The sequence below is a fragment of the Burkholderia sp. Ac-20365 genome (assembly GCF_017104715.1).
Lineage (GTDB): Bacteria > Pseudomonadota > Gammaproteobacteria > Burkholderiales > Burkholderiaceae > Paraburkholderia.
Map to the genome: position 1 here is coordinate 18,845 of NZ_JAAGPI010000068.1, position 12,419 is coordinate 31,263.

A 12,419-nucleotide genomic window follows, 5' to 3' on the forward strand; every position below is an offset into this window, starting at 1 on the left:
TTCCGAAGCTTCGCTTCCAGAATTTCTGCTTTTTCCTGCACGCCTCCTCACCGTACTCTTGAGCCGTACTCACCAAGGAGGTGTCTCATGCAAGTCCTGTTCAAGTCCCGCGACCTTGAAGCCGTCCGTCTGCGCAGCTTTGCGCGTCAACGCATCCGCTTCGTGTTTCGGCGCATGGACTGGCTGATTTCGAAGGCGACCGTCAGCCTGTCCGACATCAACGGTCCGCGCGGCGGACTCGACAAACGCTGCCAGGTGCAGGTGCAAACGCCCGATGCAACGCCTGTCGTCGTGACATCGATTGCAAGAGACTGGCGCGGTGCACTCGATCTGGCGCTTGCCCGCGCCGCGCGCGCGATCGTGCGCAGGCAGCAGACGCGCGTCTCTCTGCGGCGCATTGGCCAGCGCGAGCCGGCCTGGAACACGCAGCCTGACGCCGTTTAACCCGAAGGGTGCGTAGTGAGTGGTAAGTGCGACGGCGCCGCCGATGCAGCGCCGTCCGTTATCCGTTCAAAGCCCGATCCAGCAGTTCGAGACCTTCGACAGCGCCTCGCGCGAGTCCCACGCCCTGATTCTGCGCGATACCGAAGTCGCGCGGATTGATACGTATCACACGCGGGCCATTCTGCTCGCTGAAATAACGCACCGTGGGTATCGCCTTCCCCGCGCCGATTTCAACCACGACGAGCCGCTCGACCTTCGACAGCCACGCCTGCAACCGCGCCTCCTGCTGCTCGGTGCGCAGCGCAATCCAGTCGTAATCGCCGAACATCAGGATGTTGGGCCGCGCCACCGCGCCGCATTCCGGGCAGCGCGGCAGATCGCTCACGAGTTCGCAAGTCGATTCGTCGACGACAGGCTGCAAGGCGTCTGCGGGCCACAGCCCGTCATGACAGAGCTCGGAACATTGCAGCACGTGAATCGAGCCGTGGCACTCGGCAACCGGCGCGCCATCGAAACCCGCCGCCTGAAACTGTCCGTCGACGTTGCTGGTGAACACGGCCAGTCCGCGCGGCATCGCTGCCGCCCAGCGACGCAGGATATCGAAGCCGCGATGCGGCTTTGTGCGCCGGTACAGATCAAGCCGGTGTCCATAAAAGCCCCAGCATAGCCGCGGATGCAACGCCATGACGCGCGGATTCGCCATGTCCTGGAAGGTCAGCCGATGCTGCTTCAACGCCGGATAGGCGCGCCAGAAACCCTCTGCGCCGCGATAATCGGGCAACCCTGAGTCCACGCCCATGCCGGCACCTGCCGTCACGAGCAAGCCGTCGGCCTCGCGCAGCCAGGATGCGGCGCGTCTGATTCGTTCGTTTTCGTCCATCGCGCCACTCTAGCAAGTCGTCGGACGTTCGTCTTGCGCGCACCGAACCGGTTGCCAGACAATGATCACCCGTATTTTTGTCGTGCGATGCTGCTTGCCCGACGCAGCCCTCAAGGAGACCGTTCGATGTCCGCATCCGCTGCTGTATTCGCCATACTCGTCGCGTTGCTGATGGGCGCGATGATTCCCGGCCCGAGTTTCGTTCTCGTCGCGCGAAATTCGATCAGCCTGTCGCGCGGCGATGGCCTGTCAACGGCGTTGGGTATGGGTGTCGGCGGGATTTTCTTTGGCGGCATTGCGCTCGCCGGGCTGTATACGCTGCTGGTGGCCGTCGAATGGCTGTACATCGGCCTGAAAGTGGCAGGCGGGCTGTATCTGATCTATATGGCGTCGAAGATCTGGCGCGGCGCGGCCCAGCCGATCGCCATGGACGGCAACGGCGCAGCGCATGGCCGCAGCGCGAAGAAGTCGTTCTGGATCGGCCTGACGACGCAGCTCAGCAATCCGAAGACGGCGATCTGGTACGGCAGTATCTTTGCCGCGCTATTGCCGCAGCATCCGCCCGTGTGGTGCTATTTCGTGCTCCCGCCGCTCGTCTTCGCGGTGGAGTTCGGCTGGTACACGGTCGTGGCGCTGTGCTTCTCGAGCCGGCGCCCGCGCGAGTTCTACCTGCGCGCGAAAACGTGGATCGACCGCATCGCGGCTGGCGCCATTGCGGCGCTCGGCCTGCGCCTGATCTTCGCGGCGAGGAAAGCGGGAATCTGACCGCCGCGGCGCTTGATGACGCGGCGCGGCGGAGTCCAGATGGACAAAGGGGAGTTCAGCTTGAACTCCCCTTTGATTATGCGAAATGCTTAGCGGCGATAGGCTTCTGCGAGAACGGCGCAGTGTTGCAGATGCAGGTCCACGGCGCGGATGGCAAGCTCGCGCAGGCGCGAAAGCCAGCTCGTGGACGGAACGGCAGCGGTCGTAGCTTGTTGCATGGCGGACTCCTTGTGCGGGTAACACCCTAGGTAATAACCCTAGTATAGCCCTGAGCATGCCGCGCCGCAACAATTCAATAAACTTTTCCTGGGTACAACCTTACGGTTCGCCTGCTCTTTTGGTTCCTGTGGCAGCCAACCGACATCGCATCGCGATGTCGTTGCAGTGATCGGGTAATCCAGGATTCGCGCGCCACGAGAGGCCGTTCAGCCCGATGCAACCGCAACGAGTTCCAAAGTCAAAATGAATTGATTAGCTGCCCTATCGATTGCTTCGCGTTAATCGAACTGTAAATAATCGCGCGCCTTCTCGCGATGCGTATCGCACTTTCGCGTCATCAATATTTCGCCCACGAAAATAGGTCATGCCGGATTTCACAATGATTGACTATCTATTGAACGACACTTGCCTGCCGACTCACTGTTGCGCGTAGACCAACGGTGTATTGGAGAAATTAATGTGATGGGAAAAAAGCTTTTGCTCTAACATTCGCCGTGCTCCAACAACGCCCAATGCCTAAGAGGAAGTTCATGGACATCAAATCGATCCGGCAATCCGCATTCGCGATGCCCGTTCACAATCCCGCCTACCCTCGCCCGCCTTTCCGCTTCCTTAATCGTGAGTACTTCATCATTTCGTATGAAACCGATATGGACGCGCTGCGCGCCGTGGTGCCGGAACCGCTGAAGCCGGAAAACGCACTGGTGCATTACGAATTCATCCGCATGCCGGATTCGTCGGGTTTCGGCGACTACACGGAAAGCGGCCAGGTGATGTCGGTGCGCGACATGGAAGGACGTCTCGCCAACTACACGCACTCGATGTATCTCGACGACGAAGGCCCGATTGCCGGCGGCCGCGAAATCTGGGGCTTTCCGAAGAAACTCGCGCGTCCGAAACTGGGCGTCGACGGCAACGACACGCTGCTTGGCACGCTCGATTACGGCACACAACGCATTGCGACCGGCACGATGGGCTACAAGCATCGCGTGCTCGATATCGAAACCGAGCGCGCGAAACTCGCTGATACGCCGAACTATCTGCTGAAGGTGATTCCGCACGTCGACGGAAGCGCGCGCATCTGCGAACTCGTGCGTTTCTATCTGCGCGACGTGTCGGTGCTCGGCGCATGGAGCGGTCCCGCTGCGCTCGAACTGCATCCGCATGCGCTCGCACCGATTGCCGATCTGCCCGTGAAGCGCGTGGTCGGCGCGCGGCATGTGATTGCCAATCTCACGCTCGATATCGGCGAAGTCGCTTTCGACTATCTCGCGCCTGCACACACTGACGTGCAGACGGCAAAGAAGTCGAATGACGACGCACTCGAACTCGCGGTCTAAAGCTCTCCAAACTTCCAAAGGGAATACATCATGTCACTGCAAAATAAAGTCGCGCTCGTCACGGGTGCAGCAAGCGGTATCGGCGAACAATGCGCACGCAAGCTGGCGAGCCTTGGCGCAGCCGTCGTCATTGCGGATCTGAATCTGGAGAACGCGCAGAAGGTTGCGTCGAGCATCGTTGAAGGCGGCGGCAAAGCGATCGCCGTTTCGATGGACGTGACGAACGAAGAGGCTGTGAACGCAGGCATCGAGCGCGCTGTGAAAGAACTGGGCAGCATCGACGTGCTCGTCTCGAACGCGGGCATTCAGATTGTTGCGCCAATCGAAGAATACGCATTCGCCGACTGGAAGAAGATGCTCGCGATTCACCTCGACGGCGCGTTCCTGACGACCAAGGCGGCTATCAAGCATATGTACGACAGCAAGCGTGGCGGCTCGATCGTCTATATGGGCTCGGTGCACTCGCATGAGGCGTCGAAGCTGAAGTCGGCTTACGTGACCGCGAAACACGGGCTGCTCGGCCTTGCACGCGTGGTTGCGAAGGAAGGCGGTCCGCGCGGCGTGCGCGCGAATGTCGTGTGCCCGGGTTTCGTGCGCACACCGCTCGTCGACAAGCAGATTCCGGAGCAGGCCAAGGCGCTCGGCATCAGCGAAGAAGAAGTCGTGAAGAACGTGATGCTGAAGGAAACGGTCGACGGCGAATTCACCACGGTCGAAGACGTCGCCAATACGGTCGCATTCCTCGCGGGCTTCGAATCGTCGGCACTGACGGGACAGTCGGTGATCGTGAGCCACGGCTGGTCGATGAAATAAGGAGCACGTATGCGCAGCGACACACAACAAATCAGCGCGCAGCGGGAACCGTTCGTGTTGCCGCGCTACGACGAGATCGCGCTCGTGCTGCAAGGCGGCGGCGCACTCGGCTCCTATCAGGCAGGCGTCGTCGAAGGGCTTGCTGAAGCGAAAGTCGAGCCGCACTGGATCGCGGGCGTGTCGATTGGCGCGCTCAATACGGCGATCATCGCAGGCAACGCGCCGGAAAACCGCGTGGAAGCGTTGCGCGGGTTCTGGGATGCGATCTGCCATCCGCTCGACTGGGTCGGCCATGTCAGCGCATGGGCACTGCCCGGTTTGGGCATGCACGACCTGTCGCGCAAGTGGGCGAGCATGTGGGCGGCGGGCCGCGCGCTCGCGGAAGGCCAGCCCGGCTTTTTCGCGCCACGCTTTCCGTTGCCCGTGGCCGGTCTCGGCAAGCTGGACCCGAGCCGCGTCAGTTACTACGACACGGCTGCGCTGCGCGCGACGTTGCTGAAGTACGCGGATTTCGACCGCATCAACGACGGCGCGATCCGCGTGTCCGTGGGCGCGGTAAATGTGCGCACGGGCAACCTCACCTACTTCGACAACCGCAAGATGCGTCTCGCGCCGGAACATTTCATGGCGTCGGGCGCGTTGCCGCCGGGCTTCCCCGCTGTCGAGATCGACGGCGAGTACTACTGGGATGGCGGACTCGTGTCGAACACGCCGCTCACGGAAGTGCTGCGCGATTCCGATCACAAGGACACGCTGGTTTTTCAGGTCGATTTGTGGAGCGCGCGCGGCAATGCGCCGGGCGACTTTCTCGACATCTCCGAGCGCGCGAAGGATATCCAGTATTCGAGCCGCACGCGCGCGATCACGAACATGCTCGCCGAGCGCCAGAAGCACGCGCGCTTCATCAAGGAACTGCTCGAGCATGTGCCTGGTTCGGTGCTGAAGGCGGACCCGCTGTTCCGACTCGCCGAACAGGCTGCGGACGGCAGCGCGATCAACGTCGTACATCTGATCTACAGGAACAAGCCGTACGAAGGCCACTACAAGGACTACGAGTTCAGCATGGATACGATGCTCGAACACTGGCAAAGCGGTCTCGACGATATCCGCGATTCGTTTTCGCATCGCGACTGGTTCGACGTGCCGAGCCGCGAGCTGGGTTTCGTCACGCATGACGTGCATCGGCCCGCCGGCTCCGTGCCCGAATCCGACAAGCAACCTGTCGAAGCCGAACTTGGCAAGCGGCGCAAGCAGGCGGCCTGAGCGTCGCCATACGCCCGTCTCGACGAGGAAAAGCGGCTCTGCGACGTCTGTCGCAGAGCCGTAATTCATTTGGGCGATACAAACGCTGCGCACAATCATGCTGCGCTCAAGCCCATTTCATTCGAGAGACGATGTCATCATATTTTTACAGCCTATAGGCTGTATTTTGTTTTTACAGTTTATAACCTGTATATTGCAAATACAGCTCTTGAACTGTATTCTTGATGGGCAACGGCGGTGCGACCATCAAGCCGCAGCCTGAAGCCGCCGCCAACCTGCTTCCTCAAAGGCCAGCTGTGGACTATTCCGTCAAGACGCTCAGCCAGTTGCGCCCCGTTCTACGCGGCTTCCGTAAAGCAGCGGGACTCACGCAGGCCATGCTCGCCGAGCGGCTCGGCATCACGCAGCAAAGCTATGCGCAGTTCGAAGCGGACCCGGCCGCCGCCGGCGTCGAGCGGCTCTTCACTGTCTTGCGGCTGTTGAACGCCGGAATCACGCTGAGTCAGAACGAGCCTTGGCCCGCAAACACGGCGCCCGTCGCGAAGATGGCGTCGTCGAACGGCCCGCACACCCAGGGCCGCCGCACGACAAAGACAGCGCCGCGCAAGCGCGCCACCCACGCTGCAAGCGCGCCCGCTTTGCCCACCGCAGTGCCCACCGCAGTGCCCGCGCTCAAAGCGGGCAAGCGCTCACCCGCTGGCGCGGCCATAACCGGCGCCAGAAAAACCGTGCGCAAGCCTGCCGCCGCGGCAAAACCCGCGCGCCCAGCAAGCCAGCAGAAGAAACGGGAGCCGTGGTAAGCATGGGGCGACGTTCGCAGACTCAACGCCTCGACCTGTGGATGAACGGCCTCGCCGTCGGCTACTGGGAAAAGTCCAGCGGCGGCGAGCGCCTTGTCTACTTCGACGACTGGATCGCCGATGCTCAGGGGCGCCCGCTATCGCTATCCCTCCCATTTACACCCGGCAACCAGCCCTATCGCGGCGCTGTGGTTGCGGCATTCTTCGACAATCTGCTGCCCGACAGCGAGCCGATCCGGCGCAGGATGGCGCAGCGCTACCAAACGGGCGGCACGGCACCGTTCGATCTGCTCGCGGCGCTCGGGCGCGATTGCGTTGGCGCCATCCAGATGCTGCCGCCGGGTGAAACGCCCACGGACCTCCACCGCATTCGCGGCGGCACGCTGACGAACGACGACATCGCACGCCTGCTGCGCGACACGACAGCCGCTGCGCCGCTCGGCCAGCACGATCAGGCGGCGGATTTGCGTCTCTCCATCGCCGGGGCTCAGGAAAAAACCGCGCTACTGCATCACAAAGGCCGCTGGGTGCTGCCCGCAGGCAGCACGCCGACCACCCATATCCTGAAGCTACCGTTGGGACTCGTCGGCAACATGCGGGCCGACATGCGCACGTCGGTAGAGAACGAATGGCTGTGCTCGAAAATCGTCGCCGCGTACGGCCTGCCCATTGCCGCGTGCGAGATCGGGCATTTCGGCGATCAGAAAGCGCTCGTCGTCGAACGGTTCGACCGCAGGCTGTCGAGTGATGGAACGTGGATCGTGCGCCTGCCGCAGGAAGACATGTGCCAGGCGACAGGCACGCCGCCCATCGCGAAGTATCAGGCCGACGGCGGCCCCGGCATCGACGCGGTGATGCACATTCTGGCCGGCTCGGACGATGCCGCCGACGACAGCGCGCGTTTCTTCATGACGCAACTGATCTTCTGGCTGCTCGCCGCCACGGACGGGCACGCGAAAAACTTCAGCATCACGCATCTGCCGGGCAACCGTTATCGCGCGACACCGCTGTATGACGTGCTGTCCGCGCATCCCATCATCGGGCGCGGTGCGAATCGCATTCCGATGCAGAAGGCGAAGCTCGCGATGGCCGTGCGTGGCACCAGCAATCATTATCTGATTAGTCAGATAATGCGACGTCACTGGATCGCGCAAGGCCAGCAGGCTGGCTTGCCTCCCACTGCCGTCGATGAACTGATCGCCTCTGTCACGCACGCCACGCAGCACGTCATCGATGCCGTCGCCGCACAGCTTCCTTCTGGTTTTCCCGAAGACCTGGCAGCGGCCATCTTTGACGGCATGGCGAAGCAAAGCAGAAAACTCGCAGCCGCATGAATTGCGCGCTGCGCCGAAGCCGCTTCGCAGACCGATCACCGGACCTTTCCGATGCATATGACATGCGTTGGCTCGTTTTTGGTGAGCGCTGTCATGAAGATGTCACGCCCGTTACGCAACATCGGCGGACAATATGGGTGAATGGCGACTGAGAGCGTCATCGGATCGCGCGGCATGCGCAGTGCCAGCCTGCATTCGCGTTCCTACATGGAAGAGACACTGTGAAGCAACGTGCGACTGTCGTGTGCCGGATGGGCACGCGCATTCTGCTGGTCGGCAAGACGAACTCGCGCTGGTCGCTGCCGGGCGGCAAACCCGACGCCGGCGAGACGCTCGAAGCGGCTGCCGTGCGCGAACTGATGGAAGAGACGCGTCTTCATGCGGCCGGCATGCAATACCTGTTCGAGTTCGCAGGCACGCGCACTTGCCATCATGTATTTGCCGCGCATGTCGACGAACAGCAAACCCCTGTGCCCAGCAACGAGATCATGCGTTGCACGTGGGCCAAGGTCACCGATATCTCCGATCTCGATACGAGCGTCTCGACGCGCGGCATCGTCGATGTGCTTGCGCTGAACCGCAATTACGATCCACGTGTGCAAAGCCGCTATCAACGCGCCGATGCGTTCGTGCAGAATCTGCGCGAGGCGCTGCAGGATGTGCGGCTGCGAGGTTGGACCGCGGCGCTCTGGTGAGCGCGTCGGCACACACATGCATGCCTAAAGCAAAACCGCCGGCCTTCTGCAGGCCGGCGGTTTTATCGAACGAAAACTACTTACGCGGATAAGGTCGACTGACGGCGCGCCGCACGCGCCTGGCGCGAGCGCGCCACGATCTTCGCGATGGTCACACGGCCCAGCGCGCGACGCTTGCTGGTCACGACACTCGCAAGCCGCTTGTCGCTCACGCGATACCGCGCCCACACGAACGCCGCAACCCAGCCCACCACGGTCCAACCGAACAGCACATTGAAGATCGTCAGCGCGAATGCATCTTCACGTTCGCGCGCATCGGCGACGATGGCGGGCAGAAAATACACAATAACTGCCGCCAGCAGCACCAGTCCTTCGAAGAATGCTCTCATGGGATCACCTCCAGCCAATCTGCGCGGCGCGGCGAGACTTGCTCGCCGCGCGCTGCGATCAGTGACCCTTGAACACGTTGACGTCGTTAGCCGCTTGCGCCGGCTGACGGCTGCCCGATTCCGACGATGCGCCAATCACGCCACCCACTGCTTCATTCGTTGCAGCAGCCTGATTGCGTTCCGCAGCGAAGGTTTGTGCGCTGACGCCGCGCTGCGAAGCAGGCGCGCCAACTGCCGGGCGATAGAACGGTGCCGGACCATAACCCGAAGCAAACGCGGGAGCGGCAACAGCGGCGGAGACGGCGACCAGCAAAGCTGCGATAAGACGGTTTTTCATGATGGAACCTCAGAAGATGTTGTATCAGGAGGCGTCGCATCCGGATTTGGCGCGGCGTCGATTGAGAGTGAGTTTAGACGAACCCTATCGAATTTCTATGCTCATAGATTGAAATCACAGTTCCCAAATTCCAAACAATGGGAGGCACGCACGATCGTGCGGGAGCCTTTTTCCATGCGACTTTCAGGGTTGTTGTGTCCATCGGCGGGTGTCATTTGCGGTGCGATGCTAGGATCGGTTTCCGTTGAATTGCTGCTCGTGTATGCCGTCGTTCAGAAACGCGGCGACGCGGGCAACCATCGATGAGCACAGCCCCATCCACTATCGAGCACCGGGTATTTGCCGAGGACCGTCTGTCGATCGGACTGACGCTGCCCTTGTTGCGCGCGGGCCAGATCGTCGCGGACTTTCGCGAGCAGACCGGGCTGGCGGCACTGGCCGACGCGCTCGGTTTTCGCGCGCTCTGGGTGCGCGACGTGCCATTGAACAGCGCCGACTATCCCGATCCTGTCGGTCATCTCGATCCGTGGGTGCTGCTCGGTGCGCTCGCATCGAATACGAAGCAGATTGCGCTCGCGAGCGGCGCGATCGTGCTCACCTTGCGACATCCATTGCATATCGCCAAGGGCGCGGGTTCGGTGCAGACACTGTCGGAAGGCCGCTTCATACTCGGTCTCGGCTCGGGCGACCGGCCACCCGAGTACGCTGCATTCGGGCGCGATGCCGAAGAGCGCCGCGAACTATATCGCACGCATTGGGAAACGGTTGCCGCTGCGCTCGGCGATACGCCGCGCGTCATACCCGATCTGCGCCCAGACGATGCACCCGAGTTCATGCTGCTGCCCCGCCCGCTCGTCGCTGTGCCGATGCTCGCGGTCGGCTCGGGCGGACAGAGCGTCGACTGGATCGCGCGACATTCGATCGGCTGGATGACCTATCACCGCGAGCCGGAAACACAGCGTGCGCGGCATAGCATGTGGCGCGCGGCTGTCGATCGTCTGCAAAAACCTTCGTTCCGCGCGTTCGGCGTGGCGATGCGTCTCGATCTGAGCGACGATCCGTATGAACCGGCCACGCCGTTATCGCTTGGATATCGCGCGGGGCGACATGCGTTGCTCGCCGTGCTGAATGAGATGCGCGAGAACGGCACGCATCATGTGACATTGAATCTCGGTTCCGACCGGCCGGTGAGCGATGTGATGGAAGAACTGGCTGCTGAGATTCTGCCTGCATTTCACGACTGATTTCGGTGCGAATTCAGTGCATGAAATGAAACTACTTTCCGGTCTTCTTTGACGCGGGAGTATTTGTCGATCGTGTTGCGCTCTGCTTCGCTGCCACGCGGCTTGCAGGTGCAGTTTTCTTCACTGCAGTTTTCTTCACTGCAGTTTTCTTCACACTCACTGCGCGCCCATCGAGGTCGAGCGCGACCCACGTCGGCGCATGATCGCTGGCATGCGGCTCGCCTCTCACCCAACGGTCGACACCCGCATCCCGCAACATCGCAGCAACCGGCTTGTTCAATAGCAGATGATCGATGCGCAACCCTGAATTGCGCTCCCAGTGTTGCCGGAAATAATCCCAGAACGTAAAGATCTGCTCGTCGGGAAAACGCGTGCGCAGCGCATCCGTCCATCCCTGCTTCAGCAGCCTCGCGTAGCACTCACGGCTTTCCGGCTGCAGCAACGCGTCCTTGAGCCACGAGCGCGGGTTGTAGATGTCGAAGTCGGTCGGCACGACGTTGTAGTCGCCCGCCAGCACAACGGGATGCCCGGAATCGAGCAGTTTCTTCGCGTAGGTAATGAGCCGCTCGAACCAGGCCAGCTTGTAGTCGAACTTCGGCCCTGGCTGTGGATTGCCGTTCGGCAGATACAGGCAGCCGATCAGCAGGCCATCGACGGCTGCTTCGATATACCGGCTATGCGTATCGTCGGGATCGCCGGGCAGGCCGCGGCGGGTTTCGACCGGCTGGGCGTCTCTCGCGAGAATCGCAACGCCATTCCACGACATCTGTCCCTGCCAGATCGCGCCATATCCCGCCCGGTTGATGTCGGCTTCGGGAAACCCGGAATCGGGCGCCTTCAGTTCCTGAAGGCACGCGACGTCGGGCGCTTCCCGTTCAAGCCACGCGAGCAAAGCGGGCAGGCGCGACCGGATGCCGTTGATGTTGAACGTGGCGAGCTTCATGATCGCCACGGCATCGCAAATCGCATACCCGTGCTCGCAAGCCGCGCTTGCACGCGGCGAGCGGCGCGCAACGGCTTAGCCCTTCAGGTCGTCCGGCACCTTGCCGCCGTTTTCCGCGAGCTTGATCATCACCTGCTTGTGCAGCCAGATGTTCATCGACGCAGAATCGTTCATGTCGCCGCTGTAATCCAGTTCCTCTGCGAGCTGCTTGCGTGCACCGAGGCTGCTGTCCAGCCCGAGCAGCTTCATCAGATCGACGATCGACGTGCGCCAGTTCAGCTTTTCCGCATTCTGATCGGCGAGCGCCGTGAGGATCGCCTCGACATCGACGGGTTCGGCTGGCGCAGCGGCGGGCGCGGCGTCGGCGGGCGCCGATGCAGGCGCGGCATCGGCAGCCGGCGCCGCATCCGGCGTCGACGCGGCCTGCACGGCAGGATGGCTCGACGGGAAGATCTTGCTGAGGATCGTGCTGAAAATGCTCATGGCTTTCCTCCAGAATATCGATTGAACGCGCCAACCCTGCGGGCCCAGAACGCAGCGCTTGCGCGTGAGCGAACCATTATCCTCGCCGCAAAAAATGACAGGACGATGCCGCGTATTTTTACTTGAGGAAGTAAAATCCGGCCGCCAATCTTGCGCAGGAATCAGACTCTGAGCCGGTTCCGGCTCACAACAAGGCAAAATACGGGTTTTGACGCGGAAATATTGAGCGCGCATCCGCCCGTTTGCGGCGGCCGCGGCCGTCCGCCCCGAATTTCGCGCCGCCGTGCGACACCCGCGCGGCGCGGCCGTATCCAAAGAATCAGGAGCGATCTTTCATGACCGAACCGAACGTTTCGTTGCTGGGCAGGCTGTCGCTTGCTTTCGGCACATTTTTCAGCATTCTGGGCGATCGCGACTTCGCCGCAAGCGTGCTGCGCCTGCGCAGCGGCGCGGCGCCAGCGCCGGCTCCG

15 protein-coding genes and 1 pseudogene are annotated in these 12,419 nt (G+C 61.8%); 10 read left to right on the plus strand and 6 right to left on the minus strand.

Features of this window, described 5'->3' with window-relative positions; genetic code table 11:
* Window positions 1–87: 87 nt before the first annotated feature.
* A complete protein-coding gene (locus G3O01_RS43485) occupies window positions 88–444 on the plus strand; it encodes an HPF/RaiA family ribosome-associated protein (protein ID WP_205813661.1) in 357 nt (118 codons plus the stop codon).
* 58 nt (window positions 445–502) lie between these two features.
* Here G3O01_RS43485 and G3O01_RS43490 read toward each other — a convergent pair whose 3' ends face one another.
* The gene (locus G3O01_RS43490; protein WP_205813662.1) at window positions 503–1,324 is read right to left on the minus strand and encodes a Sir2 family NAD-dependent protein deacetylase; all 822 of its coding nucleotides are present in this window, start codon (window positions 1,322–1,324) and stop codon (window positions 503–505) included.
* Window positions 1,325–1,450: 126 nt separating this feature from the next.
* On the opposite strand from G3O01_RS43490, the gene G3O01_RS43495 reads away from it, so the two are divergent.
* Entirely contained in the window at window positions 1,451–2,089 is a 639-nt protein-coding gene (locus G3O01_RS43495; protein WP_205813663.1) for a LysE family transporter, read from the plus strand.
* 89 nt (window positions 2,090–2,178) lie between these two features.
* Here the strand turns inward: G3O01_RS43495 and G3O01_RS45680 are convergent, their stop codons facing one another.
* Complete coding sequence (locus tag G3O01_RS45680) at window positions 2,179–2,307, minus strand: hypothetical protein (protein WP_007749609.1); 129 nt, start codon at window positions 2,305–2,307, stop codon at window positions 2,179–2,181.
* Between the two features lie 531 nt (window positions 2,308–2,838).
* Between G3O01_RS45680 and G3O01_RS43500 the strand changes: the two genes are divergently transcribed.
* The 6 genes from G3O01_RS43500 (at window position 2,839) to G3O01_RS43525 (ending at window position 8,553) form a co-directional block, all read left to right on the plus strand.
* Window positions 2,839–3,648: an acetoacetate decarboxylase gene (locus G3O01_RS43500; RefSeq protein WP_205813664.1), complete on the plus strand. Its 810-nt coding sequence runs from the start codon at window positions 2,839–2,841 to the stop codon at window positions 3,646–3,648.
* 27 nt (window positions 3,649–3,675) lie between these two features.
* Window positions 3,676–4,461: a 3-hydroxybutyrate dehydrogenase gene (locus G3O01_RS43505; RefSeq protein WP_346779270.1), complete on the plus strand. Its 786-nt coding sequence runs from the start codon at window positions 3,676–3,678 to the stop codon at window positions 4,459–4,461.
* Window positions 4,462–4,470: 9 nt separating this feature from the next.
* Window positions 4,471–5,724, plus strand: a complete 1,254-nt coding sequence (locus G3O01_RS43510) for a patatin-like phospholipase family protein (protein ID WP_205813666.1) — start codon at window positions 4,471–4,473, stop codon at window positions 5,722–5,724.
* Between the two features lie 296 nt (window positions 5,725–6,020).
* A complete protein-coding gene (locus G3O01_RS43515; protein ID WP_205813674.1) occupies window positions 6,021–6,524 on the plus strand; it encodes a helix-turn-helix transcriptional regulator in 504 nt (167 codons plus the stop codon).
* A gap of 2 nt (window positions 6,525–6,526) precedes the next feature.
* Entirely contained in the window at window positions 6,527–7,858 is a 1,332-nt protein-coding gene (locus tag G3O01_RS43520; protein ID WP_205813667.1) for a type II toxin-antitoxin system HipA family toxin, read from the plus strand.
* A gap of 221 nt (window positions 7,859–8,079) precedes the next feature.
* On the plus strand, window positions 8,080–8,553 hold the full coding sequence (locus G3O01_RS43525; protein ID WP_346779269.1) for an NUDIX domain-containing protein: 474 nt from the start codon (window positions 8,080–8,082) through the stop codon (window positions 8,551–8,553).
* Window positions 8,554–8,633: 80 nt separating this feature from the next.
* Here the strand turns inward: G3O01_RS43525 and G3O01_RS43530 are convergent, their stop codons facing one another.
* Both G3O01_RS43530 and G3O01_RS43535 read right to left on the minus strand, forming a co-directional pair.
* Complete coding sequence (locus G3O01_RS43530) at window positions 8,634–8,942, minus strand: superinfection immunity protein (protein WP_205813668.1); 309 nt, start codon at window positions 8,940–8,942, stop codon at window positions 8,634–8,636.
* Window positions 8,943–9,000: 58 nt separating this feature from the next.
* Complete coding sequence (locus tag G3O01_RS43535) at window positions 9,001–9,279, minus strand: hypothetical protein (RefSeq protein WP_205813669.1); 279 nt, start codon at window positions 9,277–9,279, stop codon at window positions 9,001–9,003.
* Between the two features lie 302 nt (window positions 9,280–9,581).
* Here G3O01_RS43535 and G3O01_RS43540 point away from each other — a divergent pair, with 302 nt between their 5' ends.
* A complete protein-coding gene (locus G3O01_RS43540) occupies window positions 9,582–10,523 on the plus strand; it encodes an LLM class oxidoreductase (protein ID WP_205813670.1) in 942 nt (313 codons plus the stop codon).
* 31 nt (window positions 10,524–10,554) lie between these two features.
* Here the strand turns inward: G3O01_RS43540 and xth are convergent, their stop codons facing one another.
* Window positions 10,555–11,466, minus strand: a complete 912-nt coding sequence (gene xth, locus G3O01_RS43545) for an exodeoxyribonuclease III (RefSeq protein WP_205813671.1) — start codon at window positions 11,464–11,466, stop codon at window positions 10,555–10,557.
* Window positions 11,467–11,541: 75 nt separating this feature from the next.
* On the minus strand, window positions 11,542–11,949 hold the full coding sequence (locus G3O01_RS43550; RefSeq protein ID WP_205813672.1) for a DUF3597 domain-containing protein: 408 nt from the start codon (window positions 11,947–11,949) through the stop codon (window positions 11,542–11,544).
* Window positions 11,950–12,284: 335 nt separating this feature from the next.
* Between G3O01_RS43550 and G3O01_RS45480 the strand changes: the two are divergent.
* Window positions 12,285–12,419: pseudogene (locus G3O01_RS45480) on the plus strand (DUF2760 domain-containing protein); the annotation flags it as partial.